This is a genomic window from Cytobacillus sp. MT66, assembly GCF_058792595.1.
Genome location: NZ_JBXAFB010000011.1, coordinates 98759 through 119271, shown reverse-complemented (window position 1 = coordinate 119271; position 20513 = coordinate 98759). Strand labels below are relative to the sequence as shown.

Here is a 20513-nt window from a genome sequence, read left to right as displayed (position 1 = left end):
CTGTTTTGAGAAAAATTATCGTTGGTTCTCGCAGAAGCAAGCTTGCATTGACGCAAACAAATTGGGTAATAGAGCAATTAAAGGCCATTGACCCATCATTTGAATTTGAAGTGAAGGAAATTGTTACAAAAGGGGATAAAATATTAGATGTAACGCTGTCCAAGGTCGGCGGTAAGGGCTTGTTTGTAAAAGAAATCGAACAAGCCATGCTTGACAAGGAAATCGACATGGCTGTCCACAGCATGAAGGATATGCCGGCCATCTTGCCTGAAGGCCTTATCATTGGCTGTATTCCAAAGCGGGAAGATCATCGTGATGCGTTAATTTCCAAAGGGCATGTTCCGTTTAATGAATTAAAGCCAGGAGCGGTAATTGGCACCAGCAGCCTGCGCCGCGGAGCACAGCTTTTAGCACGCCGTCCGGATTTACAAATTAAATGGATTAGAGGAAACATTGATACAAGACTAGCAAAATTAGAGAATGAAGATTACGATGCGATCATTTTGGCTGTTGCGGGATTAAAACGCATGGGATGGGCAACAGATGTTGTTACCGAGTTCCTTGACCCAGACCTTTGCTTGCCTGCCGTGGGACAGGGTGCTCTATCTATTGAATGCCGCGAGAGCGACAGCGAGCTTCGCGGGCTGCTAGATCAGTTTGCCTGTGCACAAACAGATGCGGCTGTTCGTGCAGAACGTGCATTTTTGCAAAAGATGGAAGGCGGATGCCAGGTGCCTATCGCAGGATATGCCACTCTTAATGACAAAAATGAAATTGCTCTAACAAGCCTTGTGACCTCGCCTGATGGAAAGGACATCTATTCCGCACAAATTACAGGAACGAATCCTGAAGAAGTGGGGACTCAGGCAGCAGACAGCTTAATTAAGCAAGGTGCAAAAGATTTAATTGACCGGGTGAAAGAGGAGCTCGAAAATAAATGAACGAGGACGCCCCATTAAAAGGAAAAAAAGTCCTGGTCCCAAGAAGCAGGGAGCAGGCAAAATCCTTTTCGAAGCTTGTGAAAGGCTATGGGGGGATCCCTGTAGAAATACCCCTATTAGATTTTGTTCCAGTAAAAGTATCCGATGAAATCCGATCAATTTTGGATCGTTTGGATACCTTTGATTGGATCATATTCACCAGCAATGTGACGGTGGATACGTTTCTATCTTTTATAACCGACCGTCAAAAAGCTGAAATGCCAAAAATTGCAGTGATTGGCAAAAAAACAAGGGACTGCTTGCATCACTTGGGGCTATCTGTCGACTTTACTCCAAAGGAATATGTGGCAGAAGGGTTTGTTGAGGAGTTCCTTCCGTTTGTAAAAAAGGGGATGAACATCCTTATTCCAAAAGGGAACCTGGCCAGAAGCTACATCTCTTCAAGCTTAAGAGAAAAAGGGGCAAATGTAGAAGAAGTCATTATATATCAAACGGTTTTTCCGGATGAAAGCAAAGTGCTTATTAAAGAAGCTCTCATGGAAGATCGCTTGGATGTGCTAACCTTTACAAGTCCTTCGACAATGGATCATTTTATGGAGACTGTAAAGGAATATGATCTTTATCCAAAGCTTTCGAATTGCATCATTGGCTGTATTGGACCTGTGACAAGACAACGAATTGAATCTTTTGGCCTTAAGGTCCATTGCGAGCCGGAAGAATACACGACGGATGAGATGCTAAAAAGTATTAGTGATTTTATTAACAAAAATTGTTGATTCCTGCAAAAGGGCATATGAGCGGAAATCAACAGGCTATTTAGGAGGGATTTTTGATGGATTTGCAATTTAATCGCCATAGAAGACTGCGCCAAAGTGCAAATATGAGAGCGCTGGTCAGAGAAACACATTTAACAGTAGATGATTTTATTTATCCAATTTTCGTAGCAGAAGGAAATGATATTAAAAGAGAAATTCCCTCAATGCCTGGAATATATAATTTATCTCTTGATCACCTTGAAGAAGAAATGAATGAGGTTGTCTCACTTGGCATCAAATCTGTTCTTCTCTTTGGGATTCCGCTAGAAAAAGACGAGTGCGGGACTCAAGCCTTCCATGACCATGGAATTGTCCAAGAAGCTACACGCTTTATCAAAGAGAAATATCCAGAAGTGATTGTTGTCGCTGACACATGCCTATGCGAATATACAGACCATGGGCATTGCGGTTTAATTGAAAACGGTGAAGTTCTCAATGATGCATCACTTGAGCTTCTTGTAAAAACAGCAGTAAGCCAGGCACAAGCAGGTGCTGATATTATTGCGCCATCGAATATGATGGATGGTTTTGTTGCGGCTATTCGTGCAGGACTTGATGAAGCGGGATTTGAAAATGTGCCGATCATGTCCTATGCAGTTAAATATTCATCTGCTTTCTACGGACCATTCCGCGATGCAGCTGACAGTGCACCGCAATTTGGCGACCGCAAAGCCTACCAGATGGACCCTGCTAACCGTTTAGAAGCGCTTCGCGAAGCTGAGTCCGATTTAATGGAGGGGGCTGACTTCCTCATTGTGAAGCCAGGTATGCCATATTTAGATATCGTTCGTGATGTGAAAAATAACTTTAACCTGCCAGTTGTCATTTACAATGTTAGCGGTGAATATTCCATGGTTAAAGCAGCTGCCCAAAATGGCTGGATCGACGAAGATCGAATCGTCATGGAAATGCTCACAGGCATGAAGCGTGCCGGAAGCGACCTTATTATCACTTACCATGCCAAAGATGCAGCTAGATGGTTAAAGGAACAATAAATCTTGGAAGGCAATCGGAAATTTCCGGTTGCTTTTCGTACATAAAAAATATGGAAAAGAGGGATCGTATGCGTACTTATGAAAAATCCATTGAGGCGTTTAAGGAAGCAGTCAAGTTAATGCCTGGAGGTGTAAACTCACCTGTTCGTGCATTTAAATCAGTCCAAATGAACCCAATCTTTATGGAAAGCGGCAAAGGGTCAAAAATCTATGACATTGACGGCAATGAGTATATTGATTATGTCCTTTCATGGGGCCCCCTTATTTTAGGCCACTCCAACGACCAAGTGGTTGAAGCAATTAAGAAGGTAGCAGAAAAAGGAACAAGCTTTGGTGCTCCATCTTTAACAGAAAATAGGCTTGCTAAGCTAGTTCAGGAACGAGTTCCATCTGTTGAAATCATTCGTATGGTTTCTTCCGGGACTGAAGCAACGATGAGTGCTCTTAGACTGGCACGTGGCTATACAGGGCGCAATCTTATTTTAAAATTTGAGGGCTGCTACCATGGACACGGCGATTCTCTTTTAATTAAAGCTGGTTCAGGAGTGGCTACACTTGGTTTGCCTGACAGCCCAGGGGTGCCTGAGGGTGTAGCAAAAAATACGATTACTGTTCCGTATAATGATTTAGCAGGCGTTCAGGCTGCTTTTAAGCAGTTTGGTGAAGACATTGCAGGTGTGATTGTTGAACCTGTTGCTGGAAATATGGGCGTAGTTCCTCCGCAGCCAGGATTTTTAGAGGGCTTAAGAGAATTAACAACCCAATATGGTGCAATTTTGATCTTTGATGAGGTAATGACAGGGTTCCGTGTAGACTATAATTGTGCACAAGGTTACTTTGGCATTACACCGGATCTTACGTGTCTTGGAAAAGTTATCGGCGGCGGACTTCCAGTTGGAGCCTTCGGCGGTAAAGCAGAAATCATGGAAAAGATTGCGCCGAGCGGATCAATCTACCAGGCAGGAACTTTATCAGGAAATCCGCTTGCCATGACAGCAGGATATGAGACGCTAAGCCAGCTGACTCCTGATACCTATAAGGAATTCCAGCGAAAAGGCGATCTGCTGGAGGCAGGTATTGGAGCCGCAGCAGAAAAATATGATATCCCGCACACTTTTAATCGCGCAGGTTCTATGATCGGATTTTTCTTTACAAACGAAGATGTCATTAATTATGAGAAGGCAAAAACATCAAATCTTGAATATTTTGCAGCTTACTATCGCGAGATGGCCAACCAGGGTGTATTCCTTCCGCCTTCACAGTTTGAAGGACTATTCCTTTCAACTGCCCATACGGATGAAGATATTGATAAAACAATACAGGCAGTTGAAACTGCTTTTTCAAAACTGAAAAATTAATTGTGCAAACACTCATCAAAAGATGAGTGTTTTTTCTTTTTCTGAGGCTTTTTTCAATCATAAAAAAAACAAAATTCTCATAGAGTGTAAATGACATAGTGATTAAACGTGCAGGTTATGAAAGGAGGAGTCGCTTTGTCTCAAGGAAACCCATCGTTTTTACGATTTTCTTTAGAAGAGTCGGTCTGGTTTCAAAAAGGACAGGAAGTCGCTGACTTAATTTCTATTTCGCTTGATCCAAATATATTTATTAAAGAAAACGAGCAATATGTAACAATCCAAGGTGCCTTGGAACTATCAGGAGAATACAGACGAAATGAAATTGGCGGAGAGGAGGATGAAGATTCATTTGCCGCTCCGAAATTTATTCAGGTTGTAGAAGACCGGGGCGAAGGAATAAACGAATTTACTCACTTCTTCCCTGTAGATATTACAATTCCAAACAATAGAATTGAAAACCTAAACGATATTGATGTAATTATAGAATCATTTGATTATGTTTTTCCAGAAAGAAGCTGTATGAAACTGACAGCGAATTTGACGATAACTGGCTTGTATGGAGACCAGCAGCATACGTCACAAGAAACCCAAGTGGCCGAAGATTTAGAACCGCTATACCGTTCTTCAGCCGCAACAACAGCCGTGGAAGAGGAGCCGGTTGAAACGGCCAATGCTAGTGCTGCTGAAAGAGAGGCCGAAGAAGAGTTTACTGAAATTAAAGTGGAATTTTCTCCTTCAAGGTCTGAAGAAGAAGCAGAGCAAGCCACAGAGCTGCCTGCTGCTCAAAGTCCGGAAGAATATGTGGAATCCTCACCAGAAAATGAAAATGAAAATGCTTTGGAGGGTATGGAATCACCAGCTGTTAATGAAGTACAGGAGAAAATAGAAGAGGAAGCGGTGCCAGGTGCCAGGGAGACTTTCGGGCGTGACCCACAAGAGGTTGTGGCATCGGATGAAGATCAGTTATACGCACCATTTGAAGCAGAGGCAAGAAAGCGGCCTGAAAATGTAAAACCAGCTGAGGTGAGGGCAGAGCCGAATGAAGAAGAGGCCAGTGAGATAGAGGCTGAGGTCATCAGCAAAGCGCCTGAAGTTTCTTTCCAGGCACAGAAAAGGAATGAGGCACCTCCATCAGCGGGAGAAATCTATGGAATGGTAGAAAGCCCTAGCGACAGCAGCGTGGATGTGGAGGAAGGAACTGTCGTTGAAGCTGAGATGGAGTCCGAGTCTTCTTCATCAGAAGAAAGTCCAGAAAAACAGCCGAAAAAGAAAAAGGCTTCAAAAAAGAAGAGCATGTCTTTAACTGAGTTCTTTGCCAGAAAAGAAGAGGAAGAAGACGTCACGAAATTAAAAATGTACATCGTCCAAGGCGGCGATACCATTGACCTAGTAGCAGAAAGATACGAAATCACTGTCCAAAAGCTGCTCAGCGTCAACCGTTTGGAGATCAGCCAAGACATAGCCGAAGGTCAAGTCCTATACATCCCAGTCTCCCCAGCCCGCCTTGAGAAATAACTTAGCGTCATAACAGAGCGGGGGCCTGACCCCCACTAGTTTAAAGCGTTAATACATTGGGGGCCTGACCCCCACTAGTTTAAAGCGTTAATACATTGGGGGTCTGACCCCCATCAGTTTAAAGCGTCACAGCAGAGGGGGCGTGCCCCCCCTCTTCTCCTCGAAAGAGAGTGAACACTTATGGATAGGAAGAATGGGTTATCGAAGGTTTCGCAGATTTTGAAGGGGTATTCGCTTGTTCCCAGGTTTACGGAGGATTTGGGACGGGTGCAAAAGGTTTACACAGATAAAGGGGTATTCGCTCTGAAAAAGATTACTCCAAATCAGGGCGGGGATTTTATTAAGTATATCCAGACCCTCTATCATAAAGGCTATAATCGGATTGTTCCCATCTACCCCACACAGGATGGGAGGTATGCGGTCTTGCATGAGAATGAATTGTATTATCTGATGCCGTGGCTTGCCAACGAAGAAAAGGAAAATTATTTTGAACGCCACCATCAGATGTTCCGTGAGCTGGCCCGTCTCCATACGATCTCTGCAAGTGAAGTCACTATAACCCCTGAAGATCGGACAGATCATTATGAAAAGACATTGGCAGAGTGGGAAAAAGAACAAGAGTTTCTCGAAGGATTTATGGAGACGTGCGAGCACAAAGAGTATATGTCTCCGTTTGAATTAATGTTTGTCCTGTCTTATCATGACACTAGCCAGGCGCTGCGTTATTCGATGAATAAGCTGAAAGCCTGGTATGAAAAAACAAAGGACCAAGAAAAGGCCCGAACCGTAGTTGTTCACGGGAAAATATCACCAGAGCATTTTTTATATGATGACAAAGGATACGGCTATTTTTCAAACCTGGAACGGGCAAGGCGAGGTTCCCCGATTCATGATTTATTGCCGTTTTTATCTCGTACTCTAAAAACCTATCCGAAGCGCTCTGAAGAATGTATTGAATGGATATACACCTATCTGAAGTACTTTCCGCTGAAGGAAGAGGAGATGCTTCTTTTTCAGAGCTATTTTGCTCATCCGGGCGCTGTCATCCGTTCAGCGGTCAAATATTATAAAAGTGAGAGGCGTTCAGAGAGAAAACTTATTCAGCATTTTCAAAGACATTATTGGCAGCTGAAAAATACGGAATATGTCATAATGAGGCTGGAAGAAATCGAAAAGCAAAAAGCAGATGCAAAGGCACAGGCAGAAGCAGCGGCACAAGAAGGAGCCCAAAATTAATGGATCATTGGGCTCCTTAAATCATTTCAAAATGAATGGCAACGGCCAATAAGATTAAAATAGCCAATAAAAGCACGTCAAATGTTGTTGGGAAAATAACTACGCGAATCCCCTGGAAACAGCAAAACGGGATGATAAACTGGTTACAGGCACCGCGTATGGTCCGCAAAAATGGCTGCAGTTTATATAAATTGTATCCCTTCTTTTTCAAATCAATTCCCCCCTTAACCCCTTCCTATTGATGTATTCTATGGCAAAAGTCCATGGATTGTGTCATTTCCCATTCGTTTAAAAAACGTATAATATTAAGGAACATTTCTCTTAGAACTGTATAAAATACTAAAAATCGGATATGCTATTGACGTCAATCCTATTTATTAGGTAGTATAAGGAATATAAATTGAATGAATACTGTGATGATAGGGAAGAGTACAATTGTCCATTGCTTTTAGAGAGGAAAGCCATTAGCTGAAAGGTTTTCTAAGCAAAACAGCTGGAAGGTCGCCCTTGAACTTCTTTCGCGAAATACTGAGTAGTGAAAGACGGGAAATCCGTTATCTATGTTAAGAGTCAATCAGGCTATTACTGGTTGAAAAAAAGGTGGTACCGCGAAGCAAACTCCATTCGTCCTTTTATAGGCGAATGGAGTTTTTTTATTTTTTCGAACAGTGAAAGGATGATAGAGAAATGGATACAAAAGAATTGGCTATGCCAACCAAATATGATCCGATTGCCATTGAAAAAGGCCGTTATGAATGGTGGCTGCAGGGGAAATTTTTTGAGGCGAAGGATGATGAAAACAAACAGCCATATACCATCGTTATTCCGCCGCCAAACGTTACCGGCAAGCTGCATTTAGGCCATGCATGGGATACAACTCTGCAAGATATTCTAACCCGAATGAAGCGTATGCAGGGCTATGATGTACTGTGGCTTCCAGGAATGGACCATGCGGGAATTGCCACACAGGCAAAAGTTGAGCAAAAGCTCCGTGAAGATGGAAAAAGCCGCTATGATCTAGGACGCGAAAAGTTTGTTGAAGAAACATGGAAATGGAAAGAAGAATATGCAAGTCATATTCGCCAGCAATGGTCTAAGTTAGGTCTTGGATTAGACTACAGCCGCGAGAGATTTACGTTGGATGAGGGCTTATCAAAAGCCGTTCGCGAGGTGTTTGTATCTCTTTATAATAAAGGGCTCATCTATCGCGGCGAATATATCATCAACTGGGATCCATCTACGAAAACGGCTCTTTCCGATATCGAGGTTATTTACAAGGATGTTCAAGGTGCATTCTATCATATGAATTATCCTTTAGCTGACGGATCCGGACAAATTGAGGTGGCAACAACCCGTCCTGAAACAATGCTTGGCGATACGGCTGTTGCTGTTCATCCTGAAGATGAGCGCTACAAGCATTTGATTGGAAAGAAAGTGAAGCTTCCAATCGTTGGCCGCGAAATTCCAATCGTTGCTGATGACTATGTTGATATGGAATTTGGTTCAGGTGCGGTGAAAATTACGCCAGCACATGACCCGAACGATTTTGAAATCGGAAACCGCCATAATCTTGAGCGTGTGCTGGTTATGAACGAAGACGGCACAATGAATGAAAAAGCAGGCATTTATCAAGGGCTTGACCGCTTTGAATGCCGCAAGCAAATTGTTAAGGATCTTCAGGAGCAGGGTGTATTGTTCAAGATTGAAGAGCATCTTCACTCTGTTGGCCACTCCGAGCGCAGCGGTGCAGTTGTTGAGCCATATTTATCTACGCAATGGTTTGTTAAGATGCAGCCGCTTGCTGATCAGGCAATCGACTTGCAGTCTAAAGAAGAAAAGGTACATTTCGTGCCGGAACGTTTTGAAAATACGTATTTAAGATGGATGGAAAATATCCGTGACTGGTGTATTTCCCGTCAGCTTTGGTGGGGACACCGCATTCCTGCCTGGTATCACAAAGAAACAGGCGAGGTATATGTTGGTCACGAAGCTCCAGCAGATATAGGGAACTGGGAACAGGATAAAGATGTTTTAGATACATGGTTCAGCTCTGCGTTATGGCCTTTCTCAACCATGGGCTGGCCAGATGTCGATGCAGCTGATTTCAAACGCTATTATCCAACTGATTGCCTTGTTACAGGCTATGACATTATTTTCTTCTGGGTATCCCGGATGATTTTCCAAGGCCTTGAATTTACCGGCAAGCGTCCATTCAAGGATGTCCTCATTCATGGACTTGTGCGGGACGCTGAAGGCCGAAAGATGAGTAAATCTCTTGGAAACGGCGTTGATCCAATGGATGTCATTGATCAGTATGGTGCAGATTCTCTTCGTTATTTCTTAGCGACAGGCAGCTCTCCAGGCCATGACTTGCGATTCGGTATGGAAAAGGTAGAAGCGACATGGAATTTTGCGAATAAAATTTGGAACGCTTCCCGATTTGCCTTAATGAATATGGATGGCATGACTTTTGAAGAAATTGATTTAACAGGGGAAAAATCAGTTGCTGACAAGTGGATCTTAACACGTCTGAATGAAACGATTGAGACAGTAACAAGATTATCTGACCGCTACGAGTTTGGTGAGGTTGGCCGTGTCCTTTACAACTTTATCTGGGATGACTTCTGTGACTGGTATATCGAAATGGCGAAGCTTCCTCTTTATGGAGAAGACGAGGCTGCAAAGAAAACAACTCGTTCAATCCTGGCTTATGTGTTAGACAACACAATGCGTCTGCTTCATCCATTCATGCCATTTATTACAGAAGAAATTTGGCAGAACCTTCCTCATGAAGGCGAGTCTATTACGGTTGCCAAGTGGCCTGAAGTGAATGATGAATATACAGATCATGAAGCTGCCGCAGAAATGAAGCTATTGGTTGAAATCATCCGCTCTGTCCGCAACAGCCGTGCAGAAGTTAACACACCGTTAAGCAAGAAAATCAAGATGATTTTAAAAGCGAAGGATCAGGATGTATTAAAGACTTTAGAGAAAAACTCCGGATACTTAGAGCGTTTCTGTAATCCAGAGGTATTAACCATTGGAACAGATGTAGAGATCCCGGAAAAAGCTATGACTTCCATTGTGACGGGGGCAGAAATCATTCTGCCGCTTGAAGGCTTAATCAATATTAACGAAGAAATTGCCCGACTTGAAAAAGAATGGGATAAATTAAATAAAGAAGTAGAGCGGGTGCAGAAAAAGCTAGGCAATGAAGGCTTTATCAAAAAAGCGCCGGAAAAAGTCATTGAAGAAGAAAGAGCAAAAGAAAAAGACTATGCAGAAAAAAGAGCAGCAGTTGAGTCTCGCATTAAAGAATTAAAAGGCGAATAATACTAGTGAAGGCGAACCAGATTTGAAAGGTTCGTCTTCGTTATGGTTATTTAGTATTATTTTAATTGCAAAGATACTTGAATGAAAATTTTTACGGTGGAGGCAATTTCTATGTTTACGACGTATGAAGAGGCTGTTTCGTGGATTCATTCCCGATTGCGTCTAGGGGTTAAGCCTGGGCTGAAGAGAATGGAATGGATGATGGAAAAGCTTGATCATCCAGAAAGAAGGATTAAAGGCATCCATATTGGAGGTACGAATGGGAAGGGCTCGACAGTTGCCTATCTTCGCTCCATTCTTCAGGAAGCGGGGTATTATGTCGGGACCTTTACTTCTCCATATTTCGAAGTATTTAATGAAAGAATCGCTGTAAACGGAGTTCCGATTAAGGATGAGGAAATCATCCGGCTGGCGAACGATATTTACCCTCTTTGTGAAGAGCTGGACAAGACAGACCTTGGCGGGCCGACAGAATTTGAAATCATTACAGCTATGGCCTATCAATATTTTGGCCGGGTAAACCCTGTTGATATTGCCCTAATTGAAGTCGGGCTTGGCGGCCGATTTGACTCGACTAATATTATTTTTCCATTGGCATCAATCATCACAAACATCGGGCTCGACCATACAACAATATTAGGAAATACACATGCAGAAATCGCTTTTGAAAAAGCAGGCATCATCAAATCTGGGACAAGCTTAATTACAGCTGTCAAACAAGAGGAAGCATTGAGCGTTATCGAAGAAAAAGCGAAAGAATTGAAAGCTCCGATCTATTTATTGGGCCGTGAATTTAAAGTAAGCGATCATGCTTCAACCATGACAGGCGAGACATTTTCGCAAAAGACACCGTATCGGGAAAGAAAAGAGCTTGAAATTAGCATGGCTGGCTTGCATCAAGTGGAGAATGCTTCATTAGCGGTTACAGCAATTGATGTGTTAAAGCAATTTTATTCTTTCCTAATAGATGATGAGCATATATATGCTGGTCTCAAAAAAGCCTATTGGCCTGGCAGATTTGAAGTACTATCAAACAACCCGTTTGTTGTTATTGATGGGGCACACAACGAAGAAGGCGTTGATGCACTTGTTGCGGAATTACAAAAACGCTTTTCTGGTAAAAAAATTCACATTGTCTTCTCTGCCCTTGCAGATAAAAAGCTTGATGCAATGATCCATAAACTAGACGGGATTGCCGATAAAATTACATTTGTTGAATTTGACTATCCGAGGGCATCTGCTGCAGAAAATTTATTTGCTTTGAGCAAGAATAGCAATAAGCATCAAAACAGCGACTGGAAAGAAGCTATTAAAGAGGAAATTAGCGAATTTCAGAAGGATGAGGTTTTAGTAATCACGGGGTCGCTTTACTTTTTGTCGGAAGTGAAGCCGTTTTTCACAGAGAATTTTATTTAATATTTATTAGAAGGATAGCCATTCCAATGCGGAATGGCTATTTCTCTATATAAATCTGCTTCACAAAAAATGTACACATTTGTATACTAGTAAAATTTAAAAATCTAGTATAATGAATCAAACAGGTGCTTTTTTACTATGTTAGAGAGGACAGCTGCATTATGCCTTCAGTTAAAAATGAAAGAGGCTTGACACTGCTTGAAGTTCTAGTATCAACTGTGATTTTAATGATCATTTTAGTAACATTTATGAACTTTTTTCCCCAGATGGGACTTATGAATTCTAAAAATGAAGAAAAACTTCAAGCAGTAAATACTGTGAAAAAAGTTCTGCTGGATTGGCAATATGATACCGAAAAGGCTCAAGAAGTTCTTTCAAATTGCTCCAATAAATTAGGTGAATATTGTTTATATGAAACTCAAGAAGATGGGTATAAGATTCAGCTAAAAATAAAGGATCATTCCGATTTGAATTCTGGACCAACAGATGCTCACCAGATTCAAATTCAGCTTTTAGATAAAAAGGATATTGTTGTCGCTGAGACATATGGATATATTATGCTCAATTAAAGGGAGAAACAAATGAATAAAAGCGAACGTGGCCTTACTTTAATAGAGGTATTAGTTACAGTTACTATCCTTTCTTTTATTGGAGTATTAATTTGGAATATCTTTTTCCAAGGGGTTAAATACTCACATGATTCTGTTTCAAAAAATCAAATGCAGCAAGAGGCTAATATTGTAGTTACATATCTTACTAAAACTCATCAAATTTCAGATAAATATACTGTTAATAATAGCAGCTGTAAAATAATCGTGAACTCTGACAAAGATGGCCAAAAGATATTTGAAAACAGTCAATTGTGTTATTCGCTTACAATTAGTCCGAAGGGTTTAGGGGATGAGATTGATCCAAATAAAGTCGACCTTTCATTAAAATTAGCTGTATACGAAAAAAACAATAATCATAATCAAATTGCTGTTGATACATTACTATACAGGATCAAGGGTGATAGTTAGGATGAAAAACGAAAAGGGATATGCTCTTGTTACTGTCTTGCTTATAAGTGTTATTTTTGTTGTTCTCGCACTTGCATTCTTTGGCCAATCTCTTAATAGTACAAAGCAATTCAAGAAAGTGGAGAAGCATAACCAATCTGTTGCGTTAGCGGAAATGGGTGTGGAGTATTTTTATCAGGCAGTGAGCAATTCATTCCTGAATAATCGGGACATCGTTGATAGTGAAATTCAGGCTTTAAGACAATTGCATGAACTAGAAGACATTTTTTGGACTGAAGAACAATATAAAACTGAAACGATAAGATTAATGATTGAAAAGATAAGCAACGATTTAAATGCGGAAAACAAAGAGATAACCATTAATTCTGAGGCGAAATTTGCCATTAATTCCGAAGGTGTTAGCAACGGGTATACAATTGGTAGAAATGGAGACAAAATTAAGGTTATTTATATAAGCAAGGGTACATCAATGGAGGAGAATACTAGTTTACGAGCATCATTATCCATTAACCTAGATGGTCCAAATGGCGGGGGAGCCAAAAAAGAATCGATATACACTTTACCTAATTACAATAGTATTGTTAAACCGAAAGAAAATTATTGTGAGGATCCAGCTTCATTAAACAAAGTTGGCTGTCCTTCCATTATTTTTACAAAGGATTGGACTTCTATTGAGAGCAACCCGGATGTACAGGATAAAACTATTTACTCAAACGGTACGATCGAATTTAAAAACATGAACAAGGTGAGCAATATAGATCTCCATGCATCTAATTTTAATGCGAAAATGGGGAACGGACAAGGAATAGATAACTCCTTTATTGAAGTAGAACAAGTAACAACATTTACGTCACATTTGCGTCTAGATTACTCAACTTTACACACAAAAGATTTAATAATTGGAGGAGATCTTGTTGTAAATGGCGGGTCGTTTGTTTATGTGGAAAATAGTGCAGATCTTTCAGAAAATGGCAGTAAGTTAACGATTGATTCTAAGTCCAAAATGTGTGTAGGCGGACCGTTAATCGTAGGCAACAAGATTGATGTGTACGGAAAACTATATATAAAAGATGATTCGGTATCGGGAAAAAGCAGAGGCAACATTATTTACGCAAAAGAAGATGATTTTAACAAAGCATGCGGTAAACCATCCTACACTTTTAAATGGGACAGCAATATCGGAAGAGATATTCAATATGATTATAAGTAGTTCAGGATTTGTAATAAATTTCCGGTAATTATAATGGTAAAATCAGTTTATAATCCAATGGGGGGTAATCATGTGGAGGCATACATAACTGCTGTGGCTTCGCTCATAGTTCTTGTTCCAATCATGCTTTTACTGCCTATGGAGATTCCAAGGAAAAGCCGATTGGGTCTAATTTTCGTAGCCTTTGCTATTGCCTGTATTGGGCTTTGGGCGAATACTCAGTATCCGGTTTGGCTAACAGGGATCATCCTTTTGCTGCTTGCTGGTTTGGCTGCAATTGTACTAGCTAATAAGATTGATCTAAGTGACTCCAAGAAAAACCAGTCTGAAACCAGACTTCATGAATATATACATACACAGGAGACTGAGGAGCCTATTCATGTTTCTCAGACCACAGATTTTCGGGAAGTGAATAAGAATAAACAGATTTTGCTGGATAAAGAACCACCTCCTGCAATGCAGCCCGCCGCCCCATTAGAATTTGATGTAGATATCTCCTTTCTAATGGAACGCGAAGAATTGTTGAAAAATGAAAACACCAACATACCTAGCAGCGGAATCAGCTTTGAAAAAGAAGTGAATACATCGGGCTATATGTCCGAAATAGAAAAGCTGCTTGAAGAAGATAGTATAGAGAAGGTACATCAAACTATTTCTGAAGATGATTCAGAAATTGAGGAAATTGTAATAAAACCAGCTGTAAAAGCAGAAGTCAGCCATATTGAAAAAACAAATGAGGATGAAGGGGTTGAGCTTGAAGAAATTATTTTTCATCGATAAAGAGTGGAAGGGGGAGGCCAGTGAGAAATAAGCAAGGGGTTAAGGTATTTATTATTCTTTTCGTTTGTACTTTTTTTATATTTGGTTTCTCGCATTTTGGCGCAAAAGCCTTCTATTCTATGATCAATAGTGACATCATCCCTAATGGTACATCTATTGGAGCTGTTGACATATCAGGAAAAACTCCTAATGAGGCAGCAAAACTGGTGGATGACCAGCTGACCAAATGGCTGGCAGAAACGGTCATAGGAATTAGCTTCAAGGAAAAAACCGTTCAGCTGGATAATGCCTTTTTTCAATTTGAGGTTGTCCGTTCTGTTGAGGAAGCCATTGAAGGCGAGCGCAATGAAGTCCGTGTTCATATTGATAAGGACCCATTTGTGGACTTTCTGAATATGAATTTCCCTACAGCTGTCAGTGAGATAGATGCCGAGAAGCTTATATCCGAGCTATTAACAGCAGCTAATTTCTTAGAAATTGGTGAATACGAGGTCGAACTTGAAAAAGCAATGCCTGAGGATGCTAATCAGGAGGAAGTTCTGAACGAAGCAAGCGCTGAGGCTAGCGATATGTGGAGCGGGAACCTGGCTGATCAGTTCATAATTAACATCCCAGCGCGGTCCCAATTTTCTTTATTAGGCTTTTTAAAAGAAAATGGTTTGGAAAATGAATCTGCAGATGAGCTGAGTGTACTGGCAACTGCGATATATCAGGTGATTTTGCCATCAAACTTTTCTATTTTAGAAAGACATATCAGTAATGAAAAGCCGGATTATACTAGTCTTGGATTTGAAGCAAGGGTGAATCCGGAAAAAAATATGGATTTGGCTTTTGCCAATAACAATGATTCAGCCTTTAGAATTGAATGGCAATATGAAGCAGGAATATTAGACGTCACCTTACTTGGAAGCCCATTACTATATCAATATCCCATTGCGACTAAAGATGAGCGAAACTTTGCACCGAAAACAATAAAAAGAATCGATCCTTTATTATCACCAGGGGAAGTCAGAGTGCAAAATGACGGAAAAGATGGGGCACTCATCAAAGTCGTCAGACAGGTTTATGATGAAACAGGAGTATTCCTAACCGAAGAGGTCGTCTCGGAAGATTATTATCCGCCTGTACATCGAGTTGAGATTCATGGAGTAATAGATGAAGAGATTGAGTCTCAGCCCAATGGCGATGAAGGATATTCACCAGACGAACCTAGTCTGCCAGGGGAGCAGGATGATTCTGAAGAGCCGCAGGAATCTGGGAAAACGGATCATGCTGACGATGCAAAAGAAACCCCGGATGATGGAGAAAATCAATACAGTGATCTTTGGGGAAAACCAAATGAAGTGAAGAAATAAATGATAGATAAAGCAGGGATGGACAATGACACAAACCCGACAGCGCCTGGGAGATTTACTAGTTAATGCTGGTTTAATTACAGAGGAACAGCTTATAACCACCTTAAGAGAAAAGAGCGATGGGCAAAAGCTTGGGGATGCACTGCTGCAAAGGGGATATATCACTGAACAGCAGCTGATTGAGGTTCTCGAGTTTCAGCTTGGGATTCCCCATATTAGCCTGTACCGCTACCCCTTTGATACGAAGATTTTTAATTTAATCCCGAAGGAAACGGCGAAAAGAAAGCTTCTTATTCCTTTAAAAAAAGAAGGGGACAAGCTGTTTGTTGCTATGGCTGATCCAATGGATTTTTTTGCCATTGATGATTTGCGGCTATCAACAGGGTTTCAAATTGAGACTGCCATCGCGACAAAGGACGATATTTTACGGGCGATTAATAAATACTATGATCTTGATGAAGGCTTTGAGGAGCTATTTGGCGAACCGCAAGCAGCACAGGTCCAGGAAGAAAAAATTACTGATGAGGATTCTCCTGTCGTTAAGCTTGTTAATCAAATGCTATCAGCAGCAGTTGCGATGAAGGCCAGTGACATTCATATAGACCCGCAGGAAACGAAGGTAATCATCCGCTATCGGATTGATGGCGTTCTTCGCACGGAAAGGGTTTTGCCTAAGCATATGCAAAGTGTGCTGACGGCAAGGATCAAAATTATGGCGAACCTGGATATCACCGAACATCGGATTCCGCAGGATGGCAGAATCAAGGCCAATCTCGATTTTCACCCTGTAGATCTGCGGATATCTACATTGCCTACAGTTTTTGGTGAGAAAATTGTAATGCGGATTCTTGATCTAGGGAGTTCGCTAAATGATATTAATAAACTGGGCTTTAATAAATTAAATCTAAAGCGATTTACAGATATGATTGAAAAGCCGACCGGGATTGTTCTGTTAACTGGACCGACCGGATCAGGGAAATCATCGACCCTATACGCGGCATTAAATAAATTAAATAGTGAAGAGGTCAACATTATTACGATAGAAGATCCTGTTGAATATCAGCTTGAAGGCGTTAACCAAATCCATGTAAACCCGAATGTCGGGATGACCTTTGCAGCTGGGCTTCGTTCGATTCTTCGTCAGGATCCAAACATCATCATGGTTGGGGAAATTCGTGATAAGGAAACGGTTGAGGTTGCTATCCGTGCCTCACTTACCGGCCATCTGGTATTGAGTACGCTGCATACAAATGATTCGATTGGCACGATTACTAGATTGCTGGATATGGGGGTAGAACCCTTTCTAGTCGCTTCCTCACTCAGCGGAATTGTTGCTCAGCGGCTTGTCAGGAGAGTATGCCGCGACTGTGCAGAGGAACAGGAGCCAACAAAAAGGGAAATAGACATCTTCGCCAAACGGGGCATGACGGTTGAAAAAGTGAAAAGAGGCCGCGGATGCTCTTCATGCAATATGACAGGCTATAAGGGGCGACTAGCTATCCATGAGGTTCTTGTCATCAATGATGAAATGAAAAGAACAATTATGAACAGTGAATCGATTACTAGACTGAGAGAGCTTGCGATTAAAAATAAAACCATTTTTCTCATTGATGATGGTCTGCTGAAAGTTAAGCAGGGTGTAACAACAACCGAAGAAATTTTACGAGTGGCAACTCTGGAGTAGGTGGTGCAAGACATGAAGGATAAAATAGACTATTTATTGCGCGCCGCATTTGAATTAAAAGCGTCAGATCTTCATTTAACCGTTGGGATTCAGCCAATTATGCGGATTAATGGAGACTTGAAAAAGTATGGGAAGGATCATTTACGGCCCGAGGATACAGAAGGAATGGCAAAAGCCATTATCCCTGAACATATGTGGGAGCAATTTAAAGAAAAAGGCGAACTCGACTTCTCTTACGGAATTCCCGGAGTTTCGAGATTCCGCGTGAATACATATTATCAGCGTTCATGTATCTCACTGGCCATCAGGGTTGTGCCACAAAGGATTCCAACGATAGATGAGCTAGAATTGCCTAATGTTTTAATGAAAATTTCTGAAAAGCCGCAGGGCCTTATTCTAGTGACAGGACCGACGGGGAGCGGGAAATCTACGACTCTTGCAGCGATGATTCATTATATGAATGAGACGATGCGCAAGCATATCATTACTCTTGAAGACCCGATTGAATACCTTCATAGGCACGGTCACTCTATTATTGACCAGCGGGAGGTCGGGTTTGATACAAAGAATTTTGCTAATGGTTTAAGAGCAGCCCTTCGCCAGGATCCCGATGTTATTCTTGTTGGAGAGATGCGTGATTTAGAAACGATTCAAACAGCGATTACTGCTGCAGAGACCGGACATTTAGTCTTTGGCACCTTGCATACCTCAAGTGCACCGGCTACGATTAACCGAATTATTGATGTATTTCCGCCTTCCCAACAGGCACAGGTTCGCATTCAACTGGCCACAGTATTAGTTTCAATTATTTCGCAAAGACTGTTTCAGCGGGAGGATAAAAAGGGAAGGAAAGCAGCAACAGAGATCCTGATTAATAATGCAGCTGTTGGAAATTTAATCCGTAATGAAAAAATCCATCAAATAATTAATATCATGCAAACATCCCGCGCCCAAGGCATGCACACGCTTGAAAGCAGTATTAAGGAGCTAGTTCAGTCTGGAGCTATTTCAAAAGAGGCCGCAGAGCCATATCTGCAGGAGATTGTCCTTTAAGATGGCAAGGTTTAAATATTCAGGCAGGGATAGAAGAGGAAAAAAAGACGGAGTCATCAATGCTGCATCTAAAAGGGAAGCCATGCTGCAGCTGAGGGCTGAAGGAGTCAGGGTCTTAGAAATCAATGAGGTTCCCGAATCCTTTCTGACAAAGGATATTTCTATTGGGAATCCTGTGAAGCTTCAGCAATTTGTCATTTATTTAAGGCAATTTTCAACCCTCTTAAAAGCAGGGGTATCTGTCGTAGATTCGACGCAGATTCTCGCTGCACAAACCGACAGCAAGGCGTTAAAAAAAGCCCTATTAGATATTGAGCAAGAGCTTCGTGAAGGCAACCCTTTATCGGATGCCGCGGCTAAGCATAAGAAAATATTTACGCCAATGTTTATTAATATGGTCCGAGCGGGTGAAGCAGGCGGTAATATGGATGAAACGCTGGACAGGCTTGCTGAGCACTTTGAGAAGCAGCATAACACAAGGCAGAAAATCAAATCAGCAATGGCCTACCCGATTGCAGTCGGCATTGTTGCGATCGCCGTAGTAATTTTTCTGCTTGTTTCTGTTGTTCCAACCTTTGTGTCGATGTTTGCTGATTTTGGTGCAGAGCTTCCGGCGATTACCCGCTTTGTATTAAAATCGAGTGAATTTATGCAGGCCTATTGGTGGCTGGTTGTTTTGTTTTTCGTTAGTATTGTTGCCGGTATAGGTATAATAAGGAAAAACGCCCAGACAAAGTATTATTTAGATTATTTTATCCTGCGTATTCCTGTGTTTGGGAAAATGCTGCAGAAGGCCGTTTTGGCCAGGATGACAAGAACACTGAGCTCATTATTTACAAGCTCTGTGCCGATTCTGCAGGCGATGACCATCGTCGAAAAGGTCGTTGAGAATGAAGTCATAGCCCGGGTAGTCCGTGAGTCGAGAAATGCTCTTGAAAAAGGGCGCTCGATGACCGAGCCGATGAAAAAGCATTGGGCCTTTCCTCCTCTAGTTACGCAAATGATTGCCATTGGCGAAGAAACTGGTTCCCTTGATGCGATGCTAGGGAAAGTGGCAGATTTCTATGAAAAAGAGGTAGAAAACAGCACAGACCGAATTAAATCACTCATTGAGCCGATCATGATTGTTTTACTGGCTGGAGTGGTCGGAACAATCGTCACCTCTATCATGGTGCCGATGCTAGAAATATTTAACCAGGTTAACTAATGTTAGCAAAAAATTAACATTTAGCACTATATTAATAGAAATAGTGTCTAGTATAATATGGGTGAGACTTTAGTCTTGTATTTTGAAGATTGATAAATGGGAGAGGAAGATTTACATGTTAAAGAAAATTGGTAAAAGGCTGAAGGATCAGCGGGGCTTGACGCTTGTTGAATTGCTGGCAGTTATCGTAATTTTGGGGATTATTGCGGCGATTGCTGTGCCTAGTATTGGGAATGTAATTGCGAAGTCTAAGTTTGAAGCTGCTAAAGCAGATGCAATTCAAGTAATTAATTCAGCTAAGTTATATGTTGCAGCAAACGGTACCCCTTCTTCAGATTTAACAATAAATTCAAGTGATGAAGATAATAAGTTAGCGGAGTTTATCGAAGAAGTAAACAATCTTGATTCTTATTCAGTTACTATTACAACAAATGGTAAAATAACAATGACTGCGGAAGCAAAAAATGGGGATAAAAATGGAGAGAAAACTATTGAAGGTGATCTTTCGAAAGTTAATTCCTATACGTATAAGACAGGTGCTCCTGCTGAACCAACTGATCCAACTGAACCAAAAAAGGATTAGATTCTACTAAAAG

The 20513-nt window shown here is 41.4% G+C and carries 18 protein-coding genes and 1 other annotated feature; of the genes, 17 read left to right on the top strand and 1 reads right to left on the bottom strand.

What is annotated here, in order from left to right; genetic code table 11:
- Window positions 1-5 precede the first annotated feature (5 nt).
- The 6 genes from hemC (at window position 6) to ysxE (ending at window position 6860) form a co-directional block, all read left to right on the top strand.
- Window positions 6-941 carry a hydroxymethylbilane synthase gene (gene hemC / locus AC1Q59_RS18600; RefSeq protein WP_492367357.1) on the top strand — a complete coding sequence of 312 codons (936 nt, stop codon included), beginning with the start codon at window positions 6-8 and terminating at the stop codon, window positions 939-941.
- Window positions 938-1717: a uroporphyrinogen-III synthase gene (locus AC1Q59_RS18595; RefSeq protein ID WP_492367356.1), complete on the top strand. Its 780-nt coding sequence runs from the start codon at window positions 938-940 to the stop codon at window positions 1715-1717. Before hemC ends, AC1Q59_RS18595 begins: the two co-directional genes overlap by 4 nt.
- Window positions 1718-1773: 56 nt before the next feature.
- On the top strand, window positions 1774-2751 hold the full coding sequence (hemB, locus tag AC1Q59_RS18590; protein WP_492367355.1) for a porphobilinogen synthase: 978 nt from the start codon (window positions 1774-1776) through the stop codon (window positions 2749-2751).
- 68 nt (window positions 2752-2819) lie between these two features.
- Window positions 2820-4109: a glutamate-1-semialdehyde 2,1-aminomutase gene (hemL, locus tag AC1Q59_RS18585; RefSeq protein ID WP_492367354.1), complete on the top strand. Its 1290-nt coding sequence runs from the start codon at window positions 2820-2822 to the stop codon at window positions 4107-4109.
- Between the two features lie 135 nt (window positions 4110-4244).
- Complete coding sequence (spoVID, locus tag AC1Q59_RS18580; RefSeq protein WP_492367353.1) at window positions 4245-5624, top strand: stage VI sporulation protein D; 1380 nt, start codon at window positions 4245-4247, stop codon at window positions 5622-5624.
- A 180-nt stretch (window positions 5625-5804) separates the two neighbouring features.
- Entirely contained in the window at window positions 5805-6860 is a 1056-nt protein-coding gene (gene ysxE / locus AC1Q59_RS18575; protein WP_492367352.1) for a spore coat protein YsxE, read from the top strand.
- Between the two features lie 16 nt (window positions 6861-6876).
- On the opposite strand, the gene AC1Q59_RS18570 is transcribed toward ysxE, so the two are convergent.
- A complete protein-coding gene (locus AC1Q59_RS18570; protein WP_492367351.1) occupies window positions 6877-7071 on the bottom strand; it encodes a YszA family small membrane protein in 195 nt (64 codons plus the stop codon).
- A gap of 196 nt (window positions 7072-7267) precedes the next feature.
- Window positions 7268-7495 (top strand) — a binding site (T-box leader).
- Between the two features lie 52 nt (window positions 7496-7547).
- Here AC1Q59_RS18570 and AC1Q59_RS18565 point away from each other — a divergent pair.
- The 11 genes from AC1Q59_RS18565 (at window position 7548) to AC1Q59_RS18515 (ending at window position 20500) form a co-directional block, all read left to right on the top strand.
- Window positions 7548-10193, top strand: a complete 2646-nt coding sequence (locus AC1Q59_RS18565) for a valine--tRNA ligase (RefSeq protein WP_492367350.1) — start codon at window positions 7548-7550, stop codon at window positions 10191-10193.
- Window positions 10194-10304: 111 nt separating this feature from the next.
- Window positions 10305-11609: a bifunctional folylpolyglutamate synthase/dihydrofolate synthase gene (locus AC1Q59_RS18560; protein WP_492367349.1), complete on the top strand. Its 1305-nt coding sequence runs from the start codon at window positions 10305-10307 to the stop codon at window positions 11607-11609.
- 161 nt (window positions 11610-11770) lie between these two features.
- Window positions 11771-12178 (top strand): type IV pilus modification PilV family protein, encoded by a 408-nt coding sequence (locus AC1Q59_RS18555; RefSeq protein WP_492367348.1) that lies wholly within the window; start codon window positions 11771-11773, stop codon window positions 12176-12178.
- Window positions 12179-12190: 12 nt separating this feature from the next.
- Window positions 12191-12628, top strand: coding sequence for a PulJ/GspJ family protein (locus tag AC1Q59_RS18550; protein WP_492367347.1), 438 nt, complete (start codon window positions 12191-12193; stop codon window positions 12626-12628).
- Between the two features lies 1 nt (window position 12629).
- The gene (locus AC1Q59_RS18545) at window positions 12630-13838 is read left to right on the top strand and encodes a hypothetical protein (protein WP_492367346.1); all 1209 of its coding nucleotides are present in this window, start codon (window positions 12630-12632) and stop codon (window positions 13836-13838) included.
- A gap of 72 nt (window positions 13839-13910) precedes the next feature.
- Window positions 13911-14618: a hypothetical protein gene (locus AC1Q59_RS18540; RefSeq protein ID WP_492367345.1), complete on the top strand. Its 708-nt coding sequence runs from the start codon at window positions 13911-13913 to the stop codon at window positions 14616-14618.
- Window positions 14619-14638: 20 nt separating this feature from the next.
- A complete protein-coding gene (locus tag AC1Q59_RS18535; RefSeq protein WP_492367344.1) occupies window positions 14639-15973 on the top strand; it encodes a VanW family protein in 1335 nt (444 codons plus the stop codon).
- Between the two features lie 25 nt (window positions 15974-15998).
- The gene (locus tag AC1Q59_RS18530; protein ID WP_492367343.1) at window positions 15999-17657 is read left to right on the top strand and encodes a GspE/PulE family protein; all 1659 of its coding nucleotides are present in this window, start codon (window positions 15999-16001) and stop codon (window positions 17655-17657) included.
- A 12-nt stretch (window positions 17658-17669) separates the two neighbouring features.
- Window positions 17670-18710: a type IV pilus twitching motility protein PilT gene (locus tag AC1Q59_RS18525; protein WP_492367342.1), complete on the top strand. Its 1041-nt coding sequence runs from the start codon at window positions 17670-17672 to the stop codon at window positions 18708-18710.
- Window position 18711: 1 nt separating this feature from the next.
- Window positions 18712-19917, top strand: coding sequence for a type II secretion system F family protein (locus AC1Q59_RS18520; RefSeq protein ID WP_492367341.1), 1206 nt, complete (start codon window positions 18712-18714; stop codon window positions 19915-19917).
- A gap of 115 nt (window positions 19918-20032) precedes the next feature.
- On the top strand, window positions 20033-20500 hold the full coding sequence (locus AC1Q59_RS18515) for a type IV pilin protein (RefSeq protein WP_492367340.1): 468 nt from the start codon (window positions 20033-20035) through the stop codon (window positions 20498-20500).
- The last annotated feature ends 13 nt before the right edge of the window (window positions 20501-20513 follow it).

Coding starts and splice junctions, on each gene's coding strand:
- AC1Q59_RS18595 (WP_492367356.1), top strand. CDS start 938: ATGAACGAGGACGCCCCATTAAAAGGAAAAAAAGTCCTGGTCCCAAGA.
- hemB (WP_492367355.1), top strand. CDS start 1,774: ATGGATTTGCAATTTAATCGCCATAGAAGACTGCGCCAAAGTGCAAAT.
- hemL (WP_492367354.1), top strand. CDS start 2,820: ATGCGTACTTATGAAAAATCCATTGAGGCGTTTAAGGAAGCAGTCAAG.
- ysxE (WP_492367352.1), top strand. CDS start 5,805: ATGGATAGGAAGAATGGGTTATCGAAGGTTTCGCAGATTTTGAAGGGG.
- AC1Q59_RS18565 (WP_492367350.1), top strand. CDS start 7,548: ATGGATACAAAAGAATTGGCTATGCCAACCAAATATGATCCGATTGCC.
- AC1Q59_RS18560 (WP_492367349.1), top strand. CDS start 10,305: ATGTTTACGACGTATGAAGAGGCTGTTTCGTGGATTCATTCCCGATTG.
- AC1Q59_RS18555 (WP_492367348.1), top strand. CDS start 11,771: ATGCCTTCAGTTAAAAATGAAAGAGGCTTGACACTGCTTGAAGTTCTA.
- AC1Q59_RS18550 (WP_492367347.1), top strand. CDS start 12,191: ATGAATAAAAGCGAACGTGGCCTTACTTTAATAGAGGTATTAGTTACA.
- AC1Q59_RS18545 (WP_492367346.1), top strand. CDS start 12,630: ATGAAAAACGAAAAGGGATATGCTCTTGTTACTGTCTTGCTTATAAGT.
- AC1Q59_RS18530 (WP_492367343.1), top strand. CDS start 15,999: ATGACACAAACCCGACAGCGCCTGGGAGATTTACTAGTTAATGCTGGT.
- AC1Q59_RS18525 (WP_492367342.1), top strand. CDS start 17,670: ATGAAGGATAAAATAGACTATTTATTGCGCGCCGCATTTGAATTAAAA.
- AC1Q59_RS18520 (WP_492367341.1), top strand. CDS start 18,712: ATGGCAAGGTTTAAATATTCAGGCAGGGATAGAAGAGGAAAAAAAGAC.
- AC1Q59_RS18515 (WP_492367340.1), top strand. CDS start 20,033: ATGTTAAAGAAAATTGGTAAAAGGCTGAAGGATCAGCGGGGCTTGACG.